At 68.6% G+C, this 19,804-nt stretch carries 18 protein-coding genes; 8 read left to right on the forward strand and 10 right to left on the reverse strand.

Annotated elements, in window-relative coordinates; all coding sequences use genetic code 11:
• The first annotated feature begins 267 nt into the window (after positions 1-267).
• Both FHW85_RS20125 and msrB read left to right on the forward strand, forming a co-directional pair.
• Positions 268-1,989, forward strand: coding sequence for a cytochrome c biogenesis protein DipZ (locus FHW85_RS20125; RefSeq protein WP_168649452.1), 1,722 nt, complete (start codon positions 268-270; stop codon positions 1,987-1,989).
• A gap of 29 nt (positions 1,990-2,018) precedes the next feature.
• On the forward strand, positions 2,019-2,636 hold the full coding sequence (gene msrB, locus FHW85_RS20130; RefSeq protein ID WP_167257961.1) for a peptide-methionine (R)-S-oxide reductase MsrB: 618 nt from the start codon (positions 2,019-2,021) through the stop codon (positions 2,634-2,636).
• A 435-nt stretch (positions 2,637-3,071) separates the two neighbouring features.
• Here the strand turns inward: msrB and nadD are convergent, their stop codons facing one another.
• The 8 genes from nadD to FHW85_RS20170 all read right to left on the reverse strand — a co-directional run bounded on the left by nadD (position 3,072) and on the right by FHW85_RS20170 (position 11,603).
• Positions 3,072-3,704: a nicotinate-nucleotide adenylyltransferase gene (gene nadD, locus FHW85_RS20135; RefSeq protein ID WP_168649453.1), complete on the reverse strand. Its 633-nt coding sequence runs from the start codon at positions 3,702-3,704 to the stop codon at positions 3,072-3,074.
• On the reverse strand, positions 3,701-4,720 hold the full coding sequence (holA, locus tag FHW85_RS20140; protein WP_168649454.1) for a DNA polymerase III subunit delta: 1,020 nt from the start codon (positions 4,718-4,720) through the stop codon (positions 3,701-3,703). Before holA ends, nadD begins: the two co-directional genes overlap by 4 nt.
• Before the next feature lie 4 nt (positions 4,721-4,724).
• Positions 4,725-5,264 carry an LPS assembly lipoprotein LptE gene (lptE, locus tag FHW85_RS20145; protein WP_167258741.1) on the reverse strand — a complete coding sequence of 180 codons (540 nt, stop codon included), beginning with the start codon at positions 5,262-5,264 and terminating at the stop codon, positions 4,725-4,727.
• A gap of 5 nt (positions 5,265-5,269) precedes the next feature.
• Positions 5,270-7,912 (reverse strand): leucine--tRNA ligase, encoded by a 2,643-nt coding sequence (leuS, locus tag FHW85_RS20150; protein ID WP_168649455.1) that lies wholly within the window; start codon positions 7,910-7,912, stop codon positions 5,270-5,272.
• Positions 7,913-8,052: 140 nt separating this feature from the next.
• Positions 8,053-8,682, reverse strand: coding sequence for a PqiC family protein (locus FHW85_RS20155; RefSeq protein ID WP_168649456.1), 630 nt, complete (start codon positions 8,680-8,682; stop codon positions 8,053-8,055).
• Positions 8,679-10,376, reverse strand: a complete 1,698-nt coding sequence (locus FHW85_RS20160; RefSeq protein ID WP_168649457.1) for an MlaD family protein — start codon at positions 10,374-10,376, stop codon at positions 8,679-8,681. The genes FHW85_RS20155 and FHW85_RS20160 overlap by 4 nt, the downstream gene beginning before the upstream one ends.
• Positions 10,369-10,995, reverse strand: a complete 627-nt coding sequence (locus tag FHW85_RS20165; RefSeq protein WP_168649458.1) for a paraquat-inducible protein A — start codon at positions 10,993-10,995, stop codon at positions 10,369-10,371. Before FHW85_RS20165 ends, FHW85_RS20160 begins: the two co-directional genes overlap by 8 nt.
• Entirely contained in the window at positions 10,992-11,603 is a 612-nt protein-coding gene (locus FHW85_RS20170; RefSeq protein ID WP_167258751.1) for a paraquat-inducible protein A, read from the reverse strand. Before FHW85_RS20170 ends, FHW85_RS20165 begins: the two co-directional genes overlap by 4 nt.
• Before the next feature lie 178 nt (positions 11,604-11,781).
• Between FHW85_RS20170 and trxA the strand changes: the two genes are divergently transcribed.
• From trxA to FHW85_RS20190, 4 genes are all read left to right on the forward strand, one after another.
• Positions 11,782-12,639 carry a thioredoxin gene (gene trxA, locus FHW85_RS20175; RefSeq protein WP_168649459.1) on the forward strand — a complete coding sequence of 286 codons (858 nt, stop codon included), beginning with the start codon at positions 11,782-11,784 and terminating at the stop codon, positions 12,637-12,639.
• Positions 12,640-12,666: 27 nt separating this feature from the next.
• The gene (locus FHW85_RS20180; protein WP_168649460.1) at positions 12,667-13,470 is read left to right on the forward strand and encodes a LytTR family DNA-binding domain-containing protein; all 804 of its coding nucleotides are present in this window, start codon (positions 12,667-12,669) and stop codon (positions 13,468-13,470) included.
• Between the two features lie 113 nt (positions 13,471-13,583).
• Positions 13,584-15,332 (forward strand): CocE/NonD family hydrolase, encoded by a 1,749-nt coding sequence (locus tag FHW85_RS20185; RefSeq protein WP_168649461.1) that lies wholly within the window; start codon positions 13,584-13,586, stop codon positions 15,330-15,332.
• 64 nt (positions 15,333-15,396) lie between these two features.
• Positions 15,397-15,858, forward strand: coding sequence for a DUF4442 domain-containing protein (locus FHW85_RS20190; protein WP_167258759.1), 462 nt, complete (start codon positions 15,397-15,399; stop codon positions 15,856-15,858).
• A 99-nt stretch (positions 15,859-15,957) separates the two neighbouring features.
• Here the strand turns inward: FHW85_RS20190 and FHW85_RS20195 are convergent, their stop codons facing one another.
• Positions 15,958-16,611 carry a hypothetical protein gene (locus FHW85_RS20195; protein ID WP_168649462.1) on the reverse strand — a complete coding sequence of 218 codons (654 nt, stop codon included), beginning with the start codon at positions 16,609-16,611 and terminating at the stop codon, positions 15,958-15,960.
• Positions 16,612-16,613: 2 nt separating this feature from the next.
• Entirely contained in the window at positions 16,614-17,129 is a 516-nt protein-coding gene (locus FHW85_RS20200) for a sigma-70 family RNA polymerase sigma factor (protein ID WP_168649463.1), read from the reverse strand.
• A 144-nt stretch (positions 17,130-17,273) separates the two neighbouring features.
• Between FHW85_RS20200 and FHW85_RS20205 the strand changes: the two genes are divergently transcribed.
• The gene (locus tag FHW85_RS20205; protein WP_168649464.1) at positions 17,274-17,945 is read left to right on the forward strand and encodes a DUF502 domain-containing protein; all 672 of its coding nucleotides are present in this window, start codon (positions 17,274-17,276) and stop codon (positions 17,943-17,945) included.
• 11 nt (positions 17,946-17,956) lie between these two features.
• Positions 17,957-19,738: a M14 family metallopeptidase gene (locus FHW85_RS20210; RefSeq protein ID WP_168649465.1), complete on the forward strand. Its 1,782-nt coding sequence runs from the start codon at positions 17,957-17,959 to the stop codon at positions 19,736-19,738.
• Positions 19,739-19,804: the final 66 nt, after the last annotated feature.

Here is a 19,804-nt window from a genome sequence, read left to right on the forward strand (position 1 = left end):
CGGCGCGGCGCTGGTCGGCTTCCTGCTGGGCGCTGGCGGGGGTAGCGGACAAGGCGGCGCGTGGATCCGGACGGCGGAATACGCCATCTAGACCCAAGGCGCCGTCCGCGGTCAAGCTCGCATGCATGGCCGGCTCGCGGCTGGGGGTTCGGCCGTTATTCGCGCGAAGCCTGCGCAGGGTTACCCGCAGTGAAAAATCTCCCTGCGAGGTAACTCCCCCGCGTTCCATTCCGAATAGCCCATCAACCTGCTTGCGGACTTCCTTCCATGCTCGTGCTCATCCTGGCCTATCTCGGCGGCGTGCTGACCATCCTCAGCCCGTGCATCCTGCCGGTGCTGCCCTTCGTGTTCGCCCGCGCCGACCGGCCGTTCCTGCGCAACGGCCTGCCGATGCTGCTGGGCATGGCGCTGACCTTCGCCCTGGTCGCCACGCTGGCCGCGGTCGGCGGCGGCTGGGCGGTGCGCGCCAACCAGTACGGGCGCTGGGTGGCCCTGGTGGTGCTGGCGGTGCTGGGCCTCACCTTGCTGTCGCCGCGCGTGGCCGAATGGATCGCGCGCCCGTTCGTGGCGCTGGGCAATCGCCTGACGCAGCGCGCGGACCGCGACGAAGGCTCGGCGCTGTCCGCCGCCGGCCTGGGCGTCGCCACCGGCCTGCTGTGGGCGCCGTGCGCCGGTCCGATCCTGGGCCTGCTGCTCACCGGCGCCGCGCTCAACGGCGCCAGCGTACAGACCACCCTGCTGCTGCTCACCTATTCGGCCGGCGCGGCCACGTCGCTGGCGCTGGCGCTGCTGGTCGGCGGCAAGGTGTTCGCGCTGATGAAGCGCTCGCTCGGCGCCGGCGAATGGGTGCGGCGCGTGCTCGGCGTGCTGGTGCTGGCCGGCGTGGCGGCGATCGGGCTGGGGCTGGATACCGGCGTGCTTACCCGCGTGTCGCTGGCGAGCACCGGCGGCATCGAGCAGAAGCTGGTCGACGCCGTGACGCCGCCGCCCGCGCCGCAGCCGGAACGCAAGGCCGGCGAAGCGCTGCCGGTGGAAGGCGAACTGCCTTCGCTGGCCGGCGCCACCGCCTGGATCAACAGCGCGCCGCTCACCACGGCCTCGCTGCGCGGCAAGGTGGTGCTGGTGGATTTCTGGACCTACTCCTGCATCAACTGCATCCGCGCCCTGCCCTACGTGCGCGCCTGGGCCGACAAGTACAAGGACCACGGCCTGGTGATACTCGGCGTGCACGCGCCGGAGTTCGCCTTCGAGAAAGACCTGGGCAATGTGCAGCGCGCGGTGAAGGACCTGGGCGTGGATTATCCGGTCGCGCTGGATAACGACTACGCGATCTGGCAGGGCTTCAACAACCGCTACTGGCCCGCGCATTACTTCATCGACACGCAGGGCCGTATCCGCCACCACCATTTCGGCGAAGGCGGCTATGCGCAGAGCGAGGACGTGATCCGCCAGCTGCTTACCGAAGCGGGCCAGAAAGACTTGCCCACCGGCTATGTGCAGCCCGATGCCAAGGGCGCCGAAGCCGCCGATTCGAAAGCCGCCGACCGCTCGCCGGAAACCTACGTGGGCTATGCGCGCGCGCAGAACTTCGTCGGCGGCCCGCTGATCCGCAACAACCGCGAGACCTACCGCGTGCCCGCCACGCTGCGCGCCAATCAATGGTCGTTCGGCGGCGACTGGACCGTAGCCTCCGAAGACGCGCAGCTCGCCGCGGCCGGCGGCCGCATCGTCTACCGCTTCCGCGGCCGCGACCTGCACCTGGTGCTGGGCCCCGGCGCCGACGGCAAGCCCGTGCGCTTCCGCGTGCGCATCGACGGCCAGGCCCCCGGCGCCGACCACGGCATGGACACCGACGCCGGCGGCAACGGCACCGTCACCACGCAGCGCCTGTACCAGCTGGTGCGCCAGGCACAAGGCACCGGCGAGCGCCAGTTCGAGATCGAGTTCCTCGATCCGAACGTACGCGCCTACGCCTTCACTTTCGGTTGATCGCTTCGATCCCCCCGTCGAGGTTCCCCATGAGCACCCGCACGATCCGCCAACTGCAAAACGACCAGCGCCGCTCCTTCCTCCGCCTCCTGGCGCTCGGCGGCGGCGCCGCCGCCCTCGGCACCCTGCTCTGGCCCCGCGGCCCCTCTCCGATCGCCACCGCCTCCGCCGCGCCCACCGCCACCGGCAAAGACCTCCTGCTCGAATGCTTCGCCGACACCGACGGCCGCCACCTCGGCCCCTGCCACGTGCAGAAGCTGGTGCTCACCGACACGCAATGGCGCCAACGCCTCTCCGCCGACGCCTTCGACGTGATGCGCCGCGAAGCCACCGAACGTCCCTTCAGCGGCCAATACTGGAACCTGCACGCCAAGGGCCTGTTCCGCTGCCCCGGCTGCGACACGGCATTGTTCGACGCCTCCACCAAGTTCGACTCCGGCACCGGCTGGCCAAGCTTCTGGCAACCGATCGCCAAGGCGAACATCATCGAGAGCAACGACTACAGCCTCGGCATGGTACGCACCAAGGTGAATTGCGCCGGATGCGATAGCCATCTCGGCCATGTGTTTACAGATGGGCCGCGCCCAACCGGCCTTCGTTACTGCATGAATTCGGTGGCGCTGAGGTTTGTGCCGCGCGGTGCCTGAGGTTATTCGAGCGTCTCGCTCCGCCCGGCCCCTCACCCTGCCCTCTCCCCGGAGGGGAGAGGGGTGAAGTCGTGAGGTATGCAGGAACGAAGAGCAAAAGCTGGCCGCGGTTCTTGAACGTCCTCTCGGCGACGGCACGTTGAAGAGCGCGTCACGTAAACGCACTCCGGCTCGTGTCGACTCTGGTTAATCCGGTTACCGCGGCCGCCACTGCTCGTTCTAGTCGCGTCGCGAGCCTTGGCTCTCAGGCCATTTCTTTTGGGTTACTTTTTCTTTGGGCCAGCAAAGAAAAAGTGACTCGGGCGCCGGCAGGCGCACGAAATGCCCGCTGCATAAGCGGCCCATTCGCGATCACGCGAAAACCAGGCGATACCGTTACTGGATCCCGGCCTACGCCGGGATGACGAGCAGGAGGGGCCTACGCCGGGATGACGATCAAGCGCGATACGGCGCCAACAACGCCGGATCCTCGAACAGCCCACAGGGCAACAAATAACGCGGATCCCGCCCCCCCGCCAACAACTCCCGAATCCGAGTCGCAGAAATCTCAATCGGCGTCACCGCCAACTCAATCACCCGCCCCGCAGGCCGCACATGCAACTCAGAAACGTCGTCGGTACGACGCCCCCCCATCTCCGCCCACAACGCATGCGGCAACTCCGGCTCAACACCCGGCCGACTCAACACCCCAAGATGCGCCACATCGAACAGTTCGCGCCAGCGATGCCACCCAGGCAACCCCGCAAACGCGTCAACGCCCAGTAACAACACCAGCGGCCGCGCGCCAACCTCAGCGCGCAACTCACACAACGTGTCATAGGTATAAGACGGCCCATCGCGCCGCAACTCGCGCGCATCCACCGCCAGGCGATCCTGCCCCCGCAACGCGGCATCCAGCATCGCCACCCGCTGCTCCGCACTCGCCAACGGCGCTGCCTTATGCGGCGGCACATTCGCCGGCATCAGCCGCACCTCGGCATCGAGCAGCTCCGCAGCCTCCCAGGCCACGCTCAGATGCCCCAGATGTACCGGATCGAAAGTGCCGCCGAACAGCGCCAGGGGCTTCATGCGAGCGCGCTGGCAGCCCGCGGCTCGGCGATCGCGGCGATCAGGCGCTCGGCCTCCAGCCAGGCATCGCCCGCCTCGCGCCCCTTGGCGATGCGGTCGATCCGCGCCGCCCTTGCCAGGCACTGCAGCCAATGCTCGCGCGGCGCGCGCCGCAGCGCCTTGCGGAACAGCTGCTCGCGCGCCGGCCACAGCCGCTCCGCACGCGCCTGCGCGGCGAAATCGCGTGCATTGGCCAGGCGCAGCGCCAGCTGCAATTGATTCACCAGCCAGCCCATCAGCGCGATCAGCTCGTCGCCTTCGGCGCGCAGGCCGGCCAGGATGTGCAGCGCGCGCCCGCCGTCGCCGGCGAACGCCGCATCGGTGAGCTTGAACGCGTCGTAGCGCGCGCTGTCGGCCACCAGATGCTCCATCTCGGTGGCATCGATGCGCGCACCGCCGCCCTCGCCGCGCAGCACGGCGAGCTTGTCGATCTCCTGCGCGGCGGCCAGCAGGTTGCCTTCCACGCGCTCGGCCAGCAGCGCGGCAGCGTCGGGCGTGGCGCTGAGGCCGCGCGAGGACAGCCGCGCGCCGACCCAGGCCGCCCATTCGTGCGGCTTGGGCGCGTTGAACACCACCAGCGCACCGGCGGCGTCCAGGTTCCTGGTCCAGGCGCCTTCGTGCTTGCTGCTCCACTCGGTGGCGGTAATCAGCAGGGTCACATCCGGCGGCGGCTTGGCGCAGAACTCGTTGATGGCCTTGGCGCCCTCGGTGCCGGGACGGCCGGTGGGCAGGCGCAGGTCGAGCAGGCGGCGGGTGGCGAACAGCGACATGCCGGCGGCGGAACGTGCGAGGTCGTCCCAGTCGAAATGATTACCGACGTCGAGCACTTCGCGCTCGGCATAGCCCAGGCGGCGCGCCTGCGCGCGCAGCGCGTCGGCGGCTTCCAGTACCAGCAGCTCCTCGCCCGCCAGCAGGTACACCGGCCGCAGGCTGTCGCCCGCCAGCGCCTTCTGCCACTGGGCGGCATTCAGCGGCATCGGATTACGGCGCGGACGAGGCGGACGCCGGCGCGACCGTGCCGCCGCCGTGCTTCTGCAGCGCCTGCAGGCGGAACAGGATGGCCTGCACCATGTCGTCGTTGAGGCTGCGCTGGATCTCTTCCACCTGCGCCGTGGTGCCCACGGTATTGGTGGCGTCGTAGCTGAATTCGCGCGACATGCTGATGTTCTGCGCCGGCAGCAGCACCTGGCCGGTACCGTCGTTCAACTGGAACTGCACCTGGTAGCGCACGGCGTATTCGGTGACGCGCGCATAGCCGCTGACGGTCAGCGTCTCGGTGCTGAAGGTGGCCAACGGCACGCGCAGTTCGGCGATGCCGGCGCCCGGCTTGTCTTCCACCGTGGCGCCGGAGGCCTCCAGCGCACGGGCCAGGTCGCGCTGCAGGTCGAGGCCGCCGTTCACCGTCAGGTGCACGCGCTGCATCGCGGACGGCAGCGCGGCGCTCTGGCGGAGATGAAAGCCGCACGCCGACAGCGCGAGGGCGGACACCAGCAACAGCGAGGCTTTCAAGATGCGGCTCATGGATTTCATCCTGCGACGATGTTGACGATCTTGCCCGGGACCACGATGACCTTGCGCACGCTCTGGCCTTCCATGAACGCGAGCACGTTCGGATGCGCCAGGGCCAGCTTTTCCGCTTCTTCCTTCGAGGCGCCGGCGGCGACCTCGATGGTACCGCGCAACTTGCCGTTGACCTGCACCGCCAGGGTGAGCGAATCGCGCACCAGCGCGGCTTCGTCCGCCTTCGGCCAGGGCTGGTCTTCCAGCACCTCGGCCGGGTGGCCCAGCACCTGCCACAGCGCGTGGCTGACGTGCGGCACCACCGGGTTGAGCAGCAGCACCATCGCTTCCAGCGCCTCGTGGCGCACGGCGCGGCCCTGCTCGCTCTGGTCGTCGAACTTGCCCAGCGCGTTCAGCAGCTCCATCAGCGCGGCGATGGCGGTGTTGAAGGAGTGGCGGCGGCCGACATCGTCGCCCACCTTCTGGATGGTCTCGTGCAGCTGGCGGCGCAGCGCCTTCTGGCCGGCGTCCAGCGCGGCCGGGTCGACCACGGCGTGGTCGGGGCCGGCGGCATGCGTGGCCACTTCGCGCCAGAAGCGGCGCAGGAAGCGCGCCATGCCTTCCACGCCGGCCTCGCTCCATTCCAGCGACTGCTCCGGCGGCGCGGCGAACATGGAGAACAGGCGCACCGTGTCGGCGCCGAACTTCTCCACCATCGCCTGCGGGTCGATGCCGTTGTTCTTGGACTTGGACATCTTCTCGGTGCCGCCGATGCTCACCGGCTGCCCGTCGCTCTTCAGCACCGCGCCGATCACGCGCGCCTTTTCGTCGCGCTGGATTTCCACGTCGGCGGGATTGATCCAGTCCTTCGAGCCGTCGGCGTTGTCGCGGTAGAAGGTCTCGGCGATCACCATGCCCTGGCACAGCAGGTTGGTGGCCGGTTCGTCGGTGCGCACCAGGCCCGCGTCGCGCATCAGCTTGTGATAGAAGCGGAAGTACAGCAGATGCAGGATGGCGTGCTCGATGCCGCCGATGTACTGGTCCACCGGCAGCCAGTAATTGGCGCGCGCGTCGACCTGCTCGTTGGCGCCGGGGCTGGTGTAGCGCGCGTAGTACCAGCTCGACTCCATGAAGGTGTCGAAGGTGTCGGTCTCGCGCTCGGCCGGGCCGCCGCACTGCGGGCAGGTGGTCTTGCGCCACTCGGGATCGGCCTTGATCGGCGACTGCACGCCGGAGAACGCAACGTCTTCCGGCAGTACGACGGGCAGCTGGTCTTCCGGCACCGGCACCGCATCGCACTTCGGGCAGTAGATGACCGGGATCGGGCAGCCCCAGTAGCGCTGGCGGCTGACGCCCCAGTCGCGCAGGCGCCAGTTCACGCGGCGCTGGCCCTTGCCCTCGCCTTCCAGCGTGGCGGCCAGATACTCGAAGGCTTCGCGGTAGTTCTTGCCGTCCAGCGCGCCGGAGTGCACCACGCGCATGTCGGCGCGGGTCTTGTCGGAGTACCACTCCTGCCACTTGTCCGGGTCGTAGCTTTCGTCGCTGGCGGCGATCACCTGCTTGATCGGCAGGCCGTACTTGTGCGCGAACTCGAAGTCGCGCTCGTCATGGCCGGGCACCGCCATCACCGCGCCGGTGCCGTAGCCCATCAGCACGAAGTTGGCGACCCACACCGGCACCTTGGCGCCGGTGACCGGGTGGATGGCGAACAGGCCGGTGGCCATGCCGCGCTTTTCCTGCGTTTCCAGCTCCGCCTCGGACACGCCGCCGTGGCGCAGTTCGTCGAGGAAGGAAGCCAGTTCGCCATTACCCTGCGCGGCCTTCAGCGCCAGCGGATGCTCGCCGGCGATCGACACGAAGGTCACGCCCATCAGCGTGTCGGGGCGCGTGGTGAACACGGTCAGCGGCTCGGCCTCGCCTTCCACCGCGAAGTGGATCTCCAGGCCTTCGGAGCGGCCGATCCAGTTGCGCTGCATGGTCTTCACCGCGTCGGGCCAGCCGGGCAGCGTGTCCAGGCCGTCGAGCAGTTCCTGCGCGTAATCGGTGATCTTGAGGAACCACTGCGGGATCTCGCGCTTCTCGACCAGGGCGCCGGAGCGCCAGCCGCGGCCGTCGACCACCTGCTCGTTGGCCAGCACGGTCTGGTCGACCGGATCCCAGTTCACCACCGCGTTCTTGCGGTAGGCCAGGCCCTTCTTCATCAGCCGGGTGAACATCAGCTGTTCCCAGCGGTAGTACTCCGGGCGGCAGGTGGCGAACTCGCGGGTCCAGTCGTAGGCGAAGCCCATGCGCTGCAGCTGGCCGCGCATGTGTTCGATGTTCTGGTAGGTCCACTTGGCCGGCGCGGTCCTGTTCTTGATCGCGGCGTTCTCGGCCGGCAGGCCGAACGCGTCCCAGCCCATCGGCTGCAGCACGTTCTTGCCGTTCATGCGCTGATAGCGGCTGATCACGTCGCCGATGGTGTAGTTGCGCACGTGGCCCATGTGCAGGGCGCCCGACGGGTACGGCAGCATCGAGAGGCAGTAGAACTTCGGGCGCGAAGGGTCTTCCTTCACCTCGTAGGCGCGCTGCTCGCGCCAGTACTGCTGCGCGGCGGCTTCCACCGCCTGCGGTTGATAGGCCTGTTCGCCGGCCTGGTCGGTGCTGCCCTGTGCTTGGTTGTCCTGCATGTGTCCGGCGCCTGAACTCGTTTACGGCAGCTTGAGCCGGAGTCCGCCGGCGGCTGCGGGTGAACGCGGCAGACTAGCAGATGAGGCGGTGCCCGGGGACCGGGGAACGGGCGCGAACCCGCCCGCCGGCCATGCCGCGCTCAGCCGGCCGGACAGGCGCCGGCCTGGCCGGCGGCCAGCGCCTGCGCGGCGGTGGCGATCTGCGCGGCCAGCCCGTCCAGCGCCCGCTGGTGGCCCTGCACCAGGGCCGCGTAGCCCTGGCCCACGCTTTCCTGCACGCGGCTGGTGCAGGACAGCGCCGCGCCGCCCTTGAGCGGGCGCACGCTCCACGCCGCGTCCAGCAGCGCGTACGCGCCCGGCACGGAATCGAAGCGGCGCAGGTCCACCTTGATGCGCAGCACCGGCCGGCTTCCCGCCGGCAGGCCGCTGATGTCCTGGGTATGCAGCTGGCGCGCGAGATCCGCCGACAGCGCGCCGCGCACCTCGTCGCCCAGCGGGGCGATCCAGCGCTCGCCGTCCAGCACCGCCACGCCCTGCCCGCCCTGGCGCACCACCAGCTGCGGCTGGTCGACCTGGGCCGGCACGCCCACCGGCAGCAGTTCGAACTGGAACGGCGCAGGGGCGGGCGTAATGGTGGATTGCGTGGCCGTGCCCACGTAGGCATCCGCCGCCGGCACCAGCGTGTAGTAGCGCACCGGCGCCGAGCCGCCGCAGGCGGCCAGGGCCAACGCGCCGCCCAGGATGGCGAGGAGATATCCGGTGCGGATCATGGCTTGCTCCCGTCTTTCATAAGGGATGGCTGCGTCGAAGCCGGCGCGTCGCGTTCCGGCGGGGCGTCCGCGCGGCGTCCGCGCAGCAGCGCGTCCGGATGCGCGCCGAGGTAGTCGGTGAGCACGCGCAGCGAGCGCACCGTGCGCTGCATCTCCTGCACGGTGCCGCCGAGGTTCTGCTGCAGCGGGGAATCCGCCGACAGCGCGTTGTTGGCGTTGCCCAGGGTCTGCTGCGCGCCCTGCAGGGTGCTCTTGAATTCCGGCAGCACGTCGTCGTTGACCTTCTTCAGCGTGCGATTGAGCTCGGCCAGGATGGCGTTGGCGTTCTGGCCGATGCTGTCGAACGGGATCTTCTGGATCTTGTCGACGATCTCCGCCATCTGCTCCTGCAGCTTGTCGAAGCTGCCCGGCACGGTGGGAATCTCCAGCGGCTTCATGGTCGGGTCGTACGGCACCTTGTCCGCCTTCGGCACGAAGTCCAGCGCGATGTACAGCTGGCCGGTCAGCAGGTTGCCGCTGCGCGCCTGCGCGCGCAGGCCATGTTCGATCAGCCGGCCCATCATCTGCGACAGCTGCGCGTCGTCGCCGCGCGCCTTGGCCAGCGCCACCAGCTTGTCGTGCGCGCGGCCCAGGCGCTGCGGATACACCACCGCGCCGACGATCACCGGGAAGGTCTGGGTCTTCTCGTCGAAATCGAGGTTGATCGACACCACGCGGCCGAACGGCACGCCGAGGAATTCCACCGGCGCGTCCACCTTCAGCCCGCGCAGCGACTGGTCGAAGCGCATGCGGATATAGCGCGGCTCGCCGTCCGGCGGCGCCATCGCGGTGGCCTGGTCGCCGAACAGGCGGAACTCGGCGTTCTGTTCCGCCGGCGTCTCGTCGTGCGGACCCAGCGGCGCGCCGAACGCCACGCCGCCGGCCAGTACGGTGGCCAGCGATTGCGTATTGAGCTTGACGCCGTCGGCGCCGATCGACACGTCCACGCCGCTGGCGTTCCAGAAGCGCGTGGACTTGCTGACGAATTCGTCGTTCGGCCCGTCGACGAAGATCTGCAGGCTCACGCCCTTGCCGTCCTTGTCCAGCTGGTAGGTGACCACGCGGCCGACCTGGATGCGGCGGTAGTACACCGGCGAGCCGATATCCAGCGAACCGAGGTCGTCGGTGTGCAGCTTGAAGGTCTTGCCGGGCGCGCCGTGGGTGACCGCGGGCGGTTCTTCCAGGCCGGTGAATTCGTCGCGCGATTCCTTCGACTCGCCCACGTCCGCGCCGATGAAGGCGCCGGACAGCAGCGTATCGATGCCGGACACGCCGCCCAGACCGATGCGCGGGCGCACCACCCAGAAGCGCGTGCCGTCGGTGGCGAAACCCTCGGCGCTCTTTTCCAGCGAGACCTTGGCGGTGACGTGGCTGCGGTCCTTGGACAAGGTCACCGAAGTGACGCGGCCGATCACCACATTCTTGTACTTCACCGGCGTCTTGCCTGGATCCAGGCCTTCGGCGCTCTGGAAGCTGATGCTGATCTTGGGGCCGGCCTGCATCCACGCATTGATCACCAGCGACAGGCCGACCAGCGCGGCCAGCACCGGGATCAGCCACACGAAGGAGGCATTGATGCGCGGCTTGTGGACCACCGGCTCCGGCAAGTCGCTGCCGGGAGAGCCGGGTTGTTCGGGCGTGGCTTGCTCAGTCATCGGATTCCCTGCCATCCCAGATCAGCCTGGGGTCGAAACTCATCGAGGCGAACATGGTGAGGATCACCGTGAGGCCGAAGAACACCACGCCCGGCAAGGGTTCCACCAGGCTCAGCACACCGAACTGCACCAGCGCCGTGAGCAGCGCCACCACGAACACGTCCAGCATCGACCAGTAGCCGATCAGCTCCACCAGCCGATAGAGCTTGGCGCGCTGCCGCCGCGCCCACGGCGTGGCGCGGCGCGAACTCCACAGCAGCAGGCCCAGCGCCAGGAACTTCAGCATCGGCACCATGATGCTGGCGGTGAACACGATCACCGCGAGGTCCGGCGAACCTTTCACCCACAGCTCGACCACGCCGCTGAGGATGGTGTTGTCGTCGATGTCGCCCACGCTGGCGGTGCGCATGATCGGCAGCACGTTGGCGGGGATGTACAGCATGAAGGCGGCCAGCAGCAGCGCCAGCGTGCGGGTGTAGCTGGCCTGCTTGCGCCGGTGCAGCGCCGAGTGGCAGCGCGGGCAATGCGCACCCTCCACGCCGGTGTCGCGGCAGACCAGCCCGCAGACGTGGCAGCCGATCAGGCCCAGTTCGCCGGCGCGCGGCAGGTCGGCGCTCATGCGTGATGCTCCGGCACCAGGTCCCACAGGCGGCGCAGGTCGATGCTGGCGAAGACGGTGATCAGCAGGGTGAGCCCGGCGTAGGCGAAGATGCCCGGGTTGAGGATCACGTCGAAATACAGCCGCGCCTTGACGATCGCCACCAGCGCGCCGAGCACGAACACCTCGCTCATGGTCCACGGTCCCAGCCGGTACAGCGCCACCATGGCCAGCCGGAAACCCGGCGCGCGGCGTCCTTGCCGGGCGAAGTACAGCACCCAGCCCAGCAGCAGCATCTTGCACAGCGGAAAGAAGAACAGCGTGGCGGCGGCCAGCACCGAGACCACCTGCGAATGCTCGCGCCACATCATCACGATGGCGCCCCACAGCGTGGTGCTGATCATCGTCCCGCCGAGTCCCAGGGTGACGATGGGCCACACATTGGCCTGCACGAAGACCAGCATCGCCGTGACCACCAGGGCGAACATGCCGCCCACGCCCAGGCGGTGGTGCCGCTCCAGGATGGCGTCGCAGCGCTGGCAGCGCGCGACCTCGCCGCAGCACAGCTCGCGCCGCCGATACACGGTGTCGCAATGCTCGCAGATCAGCAGCGGTGGGCTTTCGGCCACGGAGGTCCTTCAGGTCAGGTCCGGCTCGTCATCCCAAGGATTCTCTCAAATCCGCGCAGGCCGCGGCCACCCGGCGATCAGGCCATTCAGCGCCCGCCCGGCTGTGCCAGCCCGCCACTTGATATGCACCGCGCCGCCCTGATCTGATTCCGATTCCCTTGCCCCCGGAGCTTCAGCCGTGACCAGCGACGCCCCCACCCACGTGTTCGACGTCGACCAGGACAACTTCGAAGCCGAGGTGCTGCAGGCCTCGCTGACGACGCCGATCCTGATCGACTTCTGGGCGACCTGGTGCGGCCCCTGCAAGACCCTGGGTCCGCTGCTGGAAAAACTCGCCACCGCCTTCAACGGCGCGTTCCGCCTGGCCAAGATCGACGTGGACAAGAACCAGCAGCTGGCCGGCATGTTCGGCGTGCGCAGCATTCCTACGGTGATCCTGGTGAAGGACGGCCAGATCGTCGACGGCTTCGCCGGCGCCCTGCCCGAAGGCCAGCTGCGCGAATTCCTGGAACGCCACCTGCAGCCGCGCGAAAGCGAGGACGAAGAGGCCGAACTGGCCCCGGCCGAAACGCCGGAGCAGGCGATCGAACGCCTGCGCGGCGAGATCGCAGAATCAGACAACTCCGAACTCAAGCTCGACCTCGCCCTGGCCCTGATGAAGGCCGGCCAGGCCGACGCCGCCGAAGCCGAACTGACCGCCCTGCCGGCCAACCTGGCCACCGACACGCGCGCCGTGCGCCTGCGCAGCCAGCTGGACCTGGCCCGCGCCCTGCAGGGCGCGCCGGCGCAGAACGAACTGCAGCAGCGCGTGCAGGCCGACCCCGCCGACTGGCAGGCGCGCGACCTGCTCGGCGTGCGCCTGCTGCTGGATGGCGACGCCGCGGCCGGCCTGGAGCAGTTCCTGGCCGTCCTGGAAAAAGCCCGCGACTGGAACGACGGCATGGCCAGGAAGCGCCTGCTGGCCGCCTTCGCCACGCTCGACGACGCCGAACTGGTCGGCAAATACCGCCGGCGGATGGCCTCGCTGCTGTTCTGAGCAGTCGGCCGCGGGGGACGGACGGGGATGAAACAGCGCAGCTTCGACCTGCTGGCGGTAGCCGGCATCTTCGCGGCCTATACGGTCACGATCCGGCTGGCGCTGGGCACCGACCTGGCCGGCAGCCTGCTCGGCGGGCTGGCCAACACCATCCCCGTGGTGATCTTCGGCCTGGCGGTGCGGCACATCGTGCTGCGCTGGCTGGTCGGCCGGCCGGTGGCGCTGCAGCTGGGTGCGCATCTGCTGCTGTGCGCGGCCTTCGCCACCTTGTCGTACTGGCTGCTGATCATGCTGCTGGGCCTGTTCGTCGGCGCCAGCCCCGAAGGCTTCGTGATCCGGCCGTTCAAGGCCGGCGCCGTGGCGTGGCAGACGCTGGAGAACGTGACGACTTACGCGCTGATCGCGGCGATTTCGCACCTGCAGGCCATGCATAAGGCGGCACCGGCGGTGGCGGACCCCGCGCCCGCGGCGGTCGATGCCGTTCCCGCCGACAGCACGGACGCCGCACCTTCCCGCTATTTCGTGCGCATCGGCGACGAGCTGCGCCCGCTCGATCTCGACACCGTGGTGAGCATCGGCGGCGCCGACGACTACGCCGAAGTGCGCACGCTCACCGGCAAGCACCTGGTGCGGGTGACGCTGGCGGAGTTCGCCCGCTCGCTCGACCCGGCCAAGTTCGCGCGCGTGCACCGCTCCTGGATCGTCAACACCCACTACATCGCCAGCGCCGAACCGGCCGGCGGCGGACGCCTGCTGCTGCACCTGGAGAACGGCCAGACCGTCTCCACCAGCCGCGACGGCGCCCGGCTGCTGCGCGACCGCGTGATTTGACCCGCCGGCGGCTGCGGTTCGCCGCGCCGCCGTGTCCGTTCGCCGAATTTTTCCGCCGCGGCAAGCGCGGGTGGCGATCCTCCGGCCCGTTCCCCCACGGAATCGAGGACCGCATGAAATCCGCCCTGCGCTGGCTGCTGGCCAGCTGTCTCGCCCTTTCCGCCCACGCGGCACAGCCGCCATCCGCCGCCTCGGCCGGCGCCCGCGCCGACGCGGGACAGCCCTTTCTGATCGACGACCAGGTGCTGATCCCCACCCCGGACGGCGCGCAGATCGCCGCGCTGATCGTGCGCCCGCGCAACGCACCGGCGAAGCTGACCGCCCTGCTCAACTTCACCATCTATGCCCGCGACCGCTGGAGCCTGGCCGATGCGAAGAAGATGGCCGCGCACGGCTATGCCGGCGTGGTGGCCTACACACGCGGCAAGGGCCGCAGCGGCGGGCCCGTCGTTCCCTACCTGCACGATGGCGAAGACGCGGCCACGGTGATCGCCTGGCTGGCGCGCCAGCCGTGGAGCGATGGCCGCGTGGGCATGTTCAGCGGCAGCTATAACGGCTTCACCCAGTGGGCCGCGGCCAAGTACCGGCCGCCCGCGCTGAAGGCGATGGCCACGCATGCCACCAATGCGCCGGGCATCGATACGCCGATGCAGGGCAATGTGTTCCAGAGCTTTATCTACCCCTGGCCGTTCTACACCACCGACGACAAGGAACTCGACGACGCCACCTACGGCGACCGCGAACGCTGGGCCCGGCTGCAGCGGGCGTGGTACGCCGGCGGGCGGCCGTATCGCGACCTGGACAAGATCGACGGCAAGCCCAATCCGATCTTCGACGAGTGGCTGCAGCATCCGTCCTACGACGCTTACTGGCAGCGGCTGATTCCGTATGGCCAGGAATTCGCCGACATCGATATCCCGGTGTTCGTCGAGACCGGCTATTACGACGGCGGCATGGTCGGCGCGCTGTACTACCTGCAGGAGCACTACAAATACCGTCCCTCCGCCGATCACCGCCTGCTGGTCGGCCCTTATCACCACATCGCCATGCAGACCGGCGTGCTGCCCGAGATTGACGGCTACCGCGTGGATCGGGCCGCGATGATCGACCTGCAGGAAGTGCGGCTGCAGTGGTTCGACCATGTGTTTCGCGGCGCGCCGCTGCCCGCCGTGCTGAGCGGCAGGATCAATTTCGAGGTGATGGGTGCGAACCGCTGGCGGCATGTATCGACGCTGGCGGAGATGGCGACCGGGCGTCGGCGGCTGTATCTGACCGGCGCCGGCAGCGCGGGCCATCTGCGCTTCGGCGATACCGCGGGCAAGCAGGCGCCGCCGGTGCTGACCGTCGATTTCGCCGATCGCCGCGACGTGGATTTCCGGCCGGCGCCTGGCATGCCGGATACGCGCAACGCCCTGGTGTTCGAAACCGAAGCGCTGAAGGCGCCGCTGGAAGTGGACGGCCTGTTCGACGGCCACTTCGAAACCATGATCAACAAGCGCGACTTCGACCTGGCGGTGAATTTCTACGAGCTGACCGCGGATGGGCGCTACCTCGACCTGGCTTCGTATCTGGGCCGCGCCAGCTATATGCAGGACCGCAGCCACCGGCAGCTGCTGCAGCCGGGCAAGGCGCGGACGCTAGCCTTCACCAGCCAGATGCTCACCGCGCGGCGGCTTGCGGCCGGCAGCCGGATCGTGGCCGTGGTCGGCGTGCCCAAGCAGGCCCGGATCCAGATCAACTACGGCACCGGCGGCGACGTCAGCGCCGAATCGATCGCCGATGCGAAGGAGCCGCTGCGCATCCGCTGGGCGGTTGACAGCTATCTGGAGATCGGCGTCCGGGAGCCGCCCGATGGGCCTTGAGCAGGCAACCATACGCAAACGTATGTAGACTGCGTTTCCCTTTCCTGGCCCATGAAGACGCCCGATGCGCGCCTCCACCTTCCGCCGCCTGATGAATCTCTGGCCGCCGTTCCTGTTCAACAGCATCCGCGTGCAGCACGTGGCGGAGGATTACTCGGAAGCGCGGGTGGTGCTGCGGCTGCGGCCATGGAACCGCAACTACGTGCGCACCCAGTTCGGCGGCAATCTGTTTTCCATGACCGATCCGTTCTGGATGCTGCTGGTGATGCACCAGCTGGGCGGCGAGTACTTCGTGTGGGACAAGGCCGGCGCCATCGATTTCGTGGCGCCGGGGCGCGAGGACGTCTATGCGGATTTCAAGCTGGAGCCGGCGGTGCTGGACGAGCTCCGCGCCGCCGCGGCCAATGGCGAGAAGGTGCTGCGCTGGTTCGAAACGGACGTGAAAACCGCGGGCGGCGAGGTAGTGGCGAAGGTACGCAAGCAGCTGTACGTGCGCCTCAAGCCCCGCGCCCGCGAGACGGCGTAGTTGCGTAGGTTGGGGTGAGCCGCAGGCGAACCCCAACGTTGCGCTGCACTCGAATGGGGCGGTGTTGGGGTTCGCCTGCGGCTCACCCCAACCTACGCCTCAATCGCCTTCCTGGAAGCGGCGCACTTCGTCCAGCACCGCTTCCGCGCGGCGCACGCTGTAGCCGGCCGCTTCGCGCTCCAGCACCCGCGCGCCCCAGATGCGCTTGATCGCCTGCATCCCCAGCCACACCAGCAGCAGGCTGGCCACGCCGCTCGCGCACAGCCACAGCACCACGTCCGGATGCAGCTTCCACACGTCCGCGCCCAGGCCGGCGAACAGCATCAGCAGCGCGGGAATCCACACGAAGCAGCCGGTGACCAGGAAGACCGGCGCCTCGACCCTGGTCTTCCATGCACGCAGTTCCGCCAGCCGCCGCTGGATGTCCAGTACCGGCGCCGCGTAATCGATCTGCTTGACCAGGTGCAGGTTGCGCGCCGCGAACACGATCATCAGCACGCCGTACAGATGCACCAGCACGCCGCAGAACAGCAGGTGCGGATATGGCCGGTGCTCGAACCAGAAATGGCCGGCGACCACGCTGAGCAGCGCGCCAGCCACGATCTGCACGATCTGCCCCGCCCACAGCGGGCGCAGGCCGTGGCGCATTTTTTCCAGCCGGCTTTCGCGCTGCAGCTGCAGGGTCAAGGCGTGCTGCTGCGCCATGCGGCGGTCCAGCGCCTGCCAGCTCTGCTTGAGTTCATCCAGTTCCATCGTCATGCCTCCGCGGCGACCATGCGGTCGCGAAGTGTCTGCTTGATGCGACCGAGCTTGGTCGCGACATTGGTGGCGCTGATGCCGAGCACCTCGGCGATCTCGGCATGGCTGCGGTCTTCCAGGTACAGCAGGATCAGCGCGCGGTTGAGCGGTTCGAGCTGGCCGATGAAGGCGTACAGCGCGACCAGGCGCTCGTCGCGTTCCGGCGCGGCTTCCGCGCCGATGGTGTCCAGGTGGTGCGGCTGCAGCGGTTCGAGCTGGCCCGCCTGCGCCGCGCCGCCGCGGCGCAGCTGCGAGATCGCCACGTTGAGCGCGATGCGGTACATCCAGGTGGAAAAGCGCGCGCGGCTTTCGTCGTAGCCGGGCCAGGCGCGCCACAGCTGCACGCAGATTTCCTGTTCCAGGTCGCGCCGGTCTTCCGCGCCGGCGGCGTAGACGCTCGCCACCTTGGCGATCAGCCGCCGGTGCTCCTGCAACCGCTGTTCGAATCCGCGCTGGTCCGGCCTGCTGCCCATGCTTGTTTCCCCTGGTCTCCCTTTGATGATTCGCAGGGCCTCCCAAAAAATCACAGTGCACGGCGAAAGGGCCGAACGTCACGCCCGGCCGGCCGCCCCCGCCCCCTACAATGCCCGCTTCCCCGCCTTCCGAGGGTCCGCCCCATGCGGCGACTGCGCATCAAACGCTATTTGCTGACCGGCCTGCTCACGTTTATCCCGCTGTGGGTGACCTGGCTGGTGTTCAAGTTCGTGCTCGGCCTGCTGGCCGGGATCGGCACGCCGGTGGTCGGCGCCCTGGTCGGCGCGGTGGGGCAGGCCTCGCCCGCGCTGGGCACCTCGCTCAACCGCGGCTGGCTGCTGTTCGTGCTGGCCCTGGTGCTGACCGTGCTGGCGCTGTACCTGCTCGGCTGGCTGGCCAACCGGGTGATCGGCCAGCGCCTGCTGGAGGCCTTCGACGGTTTGCTGGCGCGCATCCCGCTGGTGCAGACCATCTACGGCGGCACCAAGAAACTGATGGCGGTGCTGCAGCAGAAGCCGTCGGGCGTGCAGCGCGTGGTGCTGATCGATTTCCCGCGCCAGGGCATGAAGGTGGTGGGCTTCGTCACCCGCGTGATGATCGAGGAAGGCACCGGCCGCGAGATGGCCGCGGTGTACATCCCCACCACGCCCAACCCCACCGGCGGCTATCTGGAAGTGGTGCCGGTGGACGAACTCACCCCCACCGACTGGACCATGGACCAGGCCATGGCCTTCATCATCTCCGGCGGCGCGGTGGCACCCGACACCCTGCCCGCCTCGCCCGCCACGCTGACGCAACGCCAGCCCCGCGCCTGACAGGACCACGCATGAACCGACTGCTGCTCGCCGCCCTGCTCGCCGCCGCCGCGGGCCATGCCCAGGCCGCCGACTGGACCACGCCCGCCGAGGCCGCGCATTTCCGCACCACGCCGAGCTATGCCGACACGGTGGCCTATCTGCACAAGCTGGCCGATGCGGCGCCGGGCAAGTTGAAGGTGGAAAGCTTCGGCACCTCGCCGCAGGGCCGCCCGATGACGGTGGTGATCGCCAGCGGCGACGGCACGTTCACGCCGGAAGCGGCGCACCGGTCCGGCAAGCCGGTGGTGCTGGTGCAGGCCGGCATCCACCCTGGCGAGATCGAGGGCAAGGACGCCGGCCTGATGCTGCTGCGCGACTTTGCCGTGAGCGGCAAGCTGCCGCATCTGCTCGATCACGTGGTGCTGGTGTTCATCCCAGTGTTCAGCGTGGACGGGCACGAGAATTCCAGCCCCTATCACCGCATCAACCAGAACGGCCCGGACAGCATGGGCTTCCGCGGCCAGTCGCAGTACCTCAACCTCAACCGCGACTACGTCAAGGCCGACGCGCCGGAGATGCGCGACTGGCTGAAGCTGTGGCAGCGCTGGCAGCCGGACCTGCTGATGGACATCCACACCACCGACGGTGCGGATTACCAGTACGACCTGACCTGGTATCTGGAAGACCCGCACAAGCTCGATGCCGGCGTCAGCGCATGGCAGCAGCATCTGCTCAACGACAAGGTGATTCCGGCCTACGAGAAGCGCGACCATCTCGCCTCGATCTACCTGGAATTCAAGGACGGCCGCGATCCGCGCAAGGGCATCGTCAACTTCGGTTCCGGCCCGCGCTTCTCCACCGGCTACGCGGCGCTGCAGAACCGCCCGGCCCTGCTGGTGGAGACGCATATGCTGAAAAGCTACGAGGTGCGCGTGCGCGGCACCTACGACCTGGTCGCCCTGATGCTGCAGCACGCCGGCGCGGATGCGGCGAACCTGCTCGCGATCAACCGCAAGGCGGACGAAGCCGTGGTGGCGCGGGCGCGTGATGCGCGGGCGCAGGTGGCGTTGACGTTCAAGGACGATCCGGCGTCGACGCCGTTCAAGTTCAAGGGCTATGAATTCAGCCTCGCGCACAGCGACGTGTCGAACAGCGAGTGGATCCGCTACGACCCGTCGAAGCCGCGCACGTACGATGTCCAGAACTGGAACGGCCTGCTGCCGGATGCGTCCGTCGCGCCCCCGGCCGCATATGTGATTCCCGCGCAGTGGACGCAGGCGATCGACAAGCTCGACGCGCACGGCATCGCCTATCGCCGCCTGGCCAGGCCGCAGAAGCTCAAGGTGCAGGCGTATCGGCTGGACAAGCCGCAGTGGGCGTCCAAGCCGTTCGAAGGCCATCTGATGCTGCGCGACTTCACCCAGTCCAGCACGGTACGCGAGGTGGAGCTGCCGGCCGGCTCGGTGATCGTGCCGATGGACCAGCGCGCGGCCAACGTGGCGATCGAGCTGCTGGAGCCGCAGGCGCCGGATTCGCTGCTGCGCTGGGGCTTTCTTAATGCGGTGTTCGAGCCGAAGGAATACGGCGAGCCGCGCGTGCTGGAGAAGCTGGCGCGCGACATGATGGCCAAGGACCCGGCGCTGAAGGCCGCGTTCGAGCAAAAGCTGCACGAAGACGCCGCCTTCGCCGCCAGCCCCTCGCAGCGGCTGTTCTATTTCTTCGAGCGCTCGCCCTGGTACGCGGCCCAGGACGTGGGCGCCTACCCGGTCTACCGGATCGACGCCGCCACCCTGCAGGGCCTGGCGCCGTAAGCCCTTGCGGCGGGCCCAACGCAGCCCGCCGCCATCCCCCGCCCCTGACCTTTGACACTGTGCCGC

The organism is Dyella sp. SG609, assembly GCF_012275375.1.
In the GTDB taxonomy this organism is placed as follows: Bacteria; Pseudomonadota; Gammaproteobacteria; order Xanthomonadales; family Rhodanobacteraceae; genus Dyella_D; species Dyella_D marensis.

Coding starts and splice junctions, on each gene's coding strand:
- FHW85_RS20125 (WP_168649452.1), top strand. CDS start 268: ATGCTCGTGCTCATCCTGGCCTATCTCGGCGGCGTGCTGACCATCCTC.
- msrB (WP_167257961.1), top strand. CDS start 2,019: ATGAGCACCCGCACGATCCGCCAACTGCAAAACGACCAGCGCCGCTCC.
- nadD (WP_168649453.1), bottom strand. CDS start 3,704: ATGAAGCCCCTGGCGCTGTTCGGCGGCACTTTCGATCCGGTACATCTG.
- holA (WP_168649454.1), bottom strand. CDS start 4,720: ATGCCGCTGAATGCCGCCCAGTGGCAGAAGGCGCTGGCGGGCGACAGC.
- lptE (WP_167258741.1), bottom strand. CDS start 5,264: ATGAGCCGCATCTTGAAAGCCTCGCTGTTGCTGGTGTCCGCCCTCGCG.
- leuS (WP_168649455.1), bottom strand. CDS start 7,912: ATGCAGGACAACCAAGCACAGGGCAGCACCGACCAGGCCGGCGAACAG.
- FHW85_RS20155 (WP_168649456.1), bottom strand. CDS start 8,682: ATGATCCGCACCGGATATCTCCTCGCCATCCTGGGCGGCGCGTTGGCC.
- FHW85_RS20160 (WP_168649457.1), bottom strand. CDS start 10,376: ATGACTGAGCAAGCCACGCCCGAACAACCCGGCTCTCCCGGCAGCGAC.
- FHW85_RS20165 (WP_168649458.1), bottom strand. CDS start 10,995: ATGAGCGCCGACCTGCCGCGCGCCGGCGAACTGGGCCTGATCGGCTGC.
- FHW85_RS20180 (WP_168649460.1), top strand. CDS start 12,667: ATGAAACAGCGCAGCTTCGACCTGCTGGCGGTAGCCGGCATCTTCGCG.
- FHW85_RS20185 (WP_168649461.1), top strand. CDS start 13,584: ATGAAATCCGCCCTGCGCTGGCTGCTGGCCAGCTGTCTCGCCCTTTCC.
- FHW85_RS20190 (WP_167258759.1), top strand. CDS start 15,397: ATGCGCGCCTCCACCTTCCGCCGCCTGATGAATCTCTGGCCGCCGTTC.
- FHW85_RS20195 (WP_168649462.1), bottom strand. CDS start 16,611: ATGGAACTGGATGAACTCAAGCAGAGCTGGCAGGCGCTGGACCGCCGC.
- FHW85_RS20200 (WP_168649463.1), bottom strand. CDS start 17,129: ATGGGCAGCAGGCCGGACCAGCGCGGATTCGAACAGCGGTTGCAGGAG.
- FHW85_RS20205 (WP_168649464.1), top strand. CDS start 17,274: ATGCGGCGACTGCGCATCAAACGCTATTTGCTGACCGGCCTGCTCACG.
- FHW85_RS20210 (WP_168649465.1), top strand. CDS start 17,957: ATGAACCGACTGCTGCTCGCCGCCCTGCTCGCCGCCGCCGCGGGCCAT.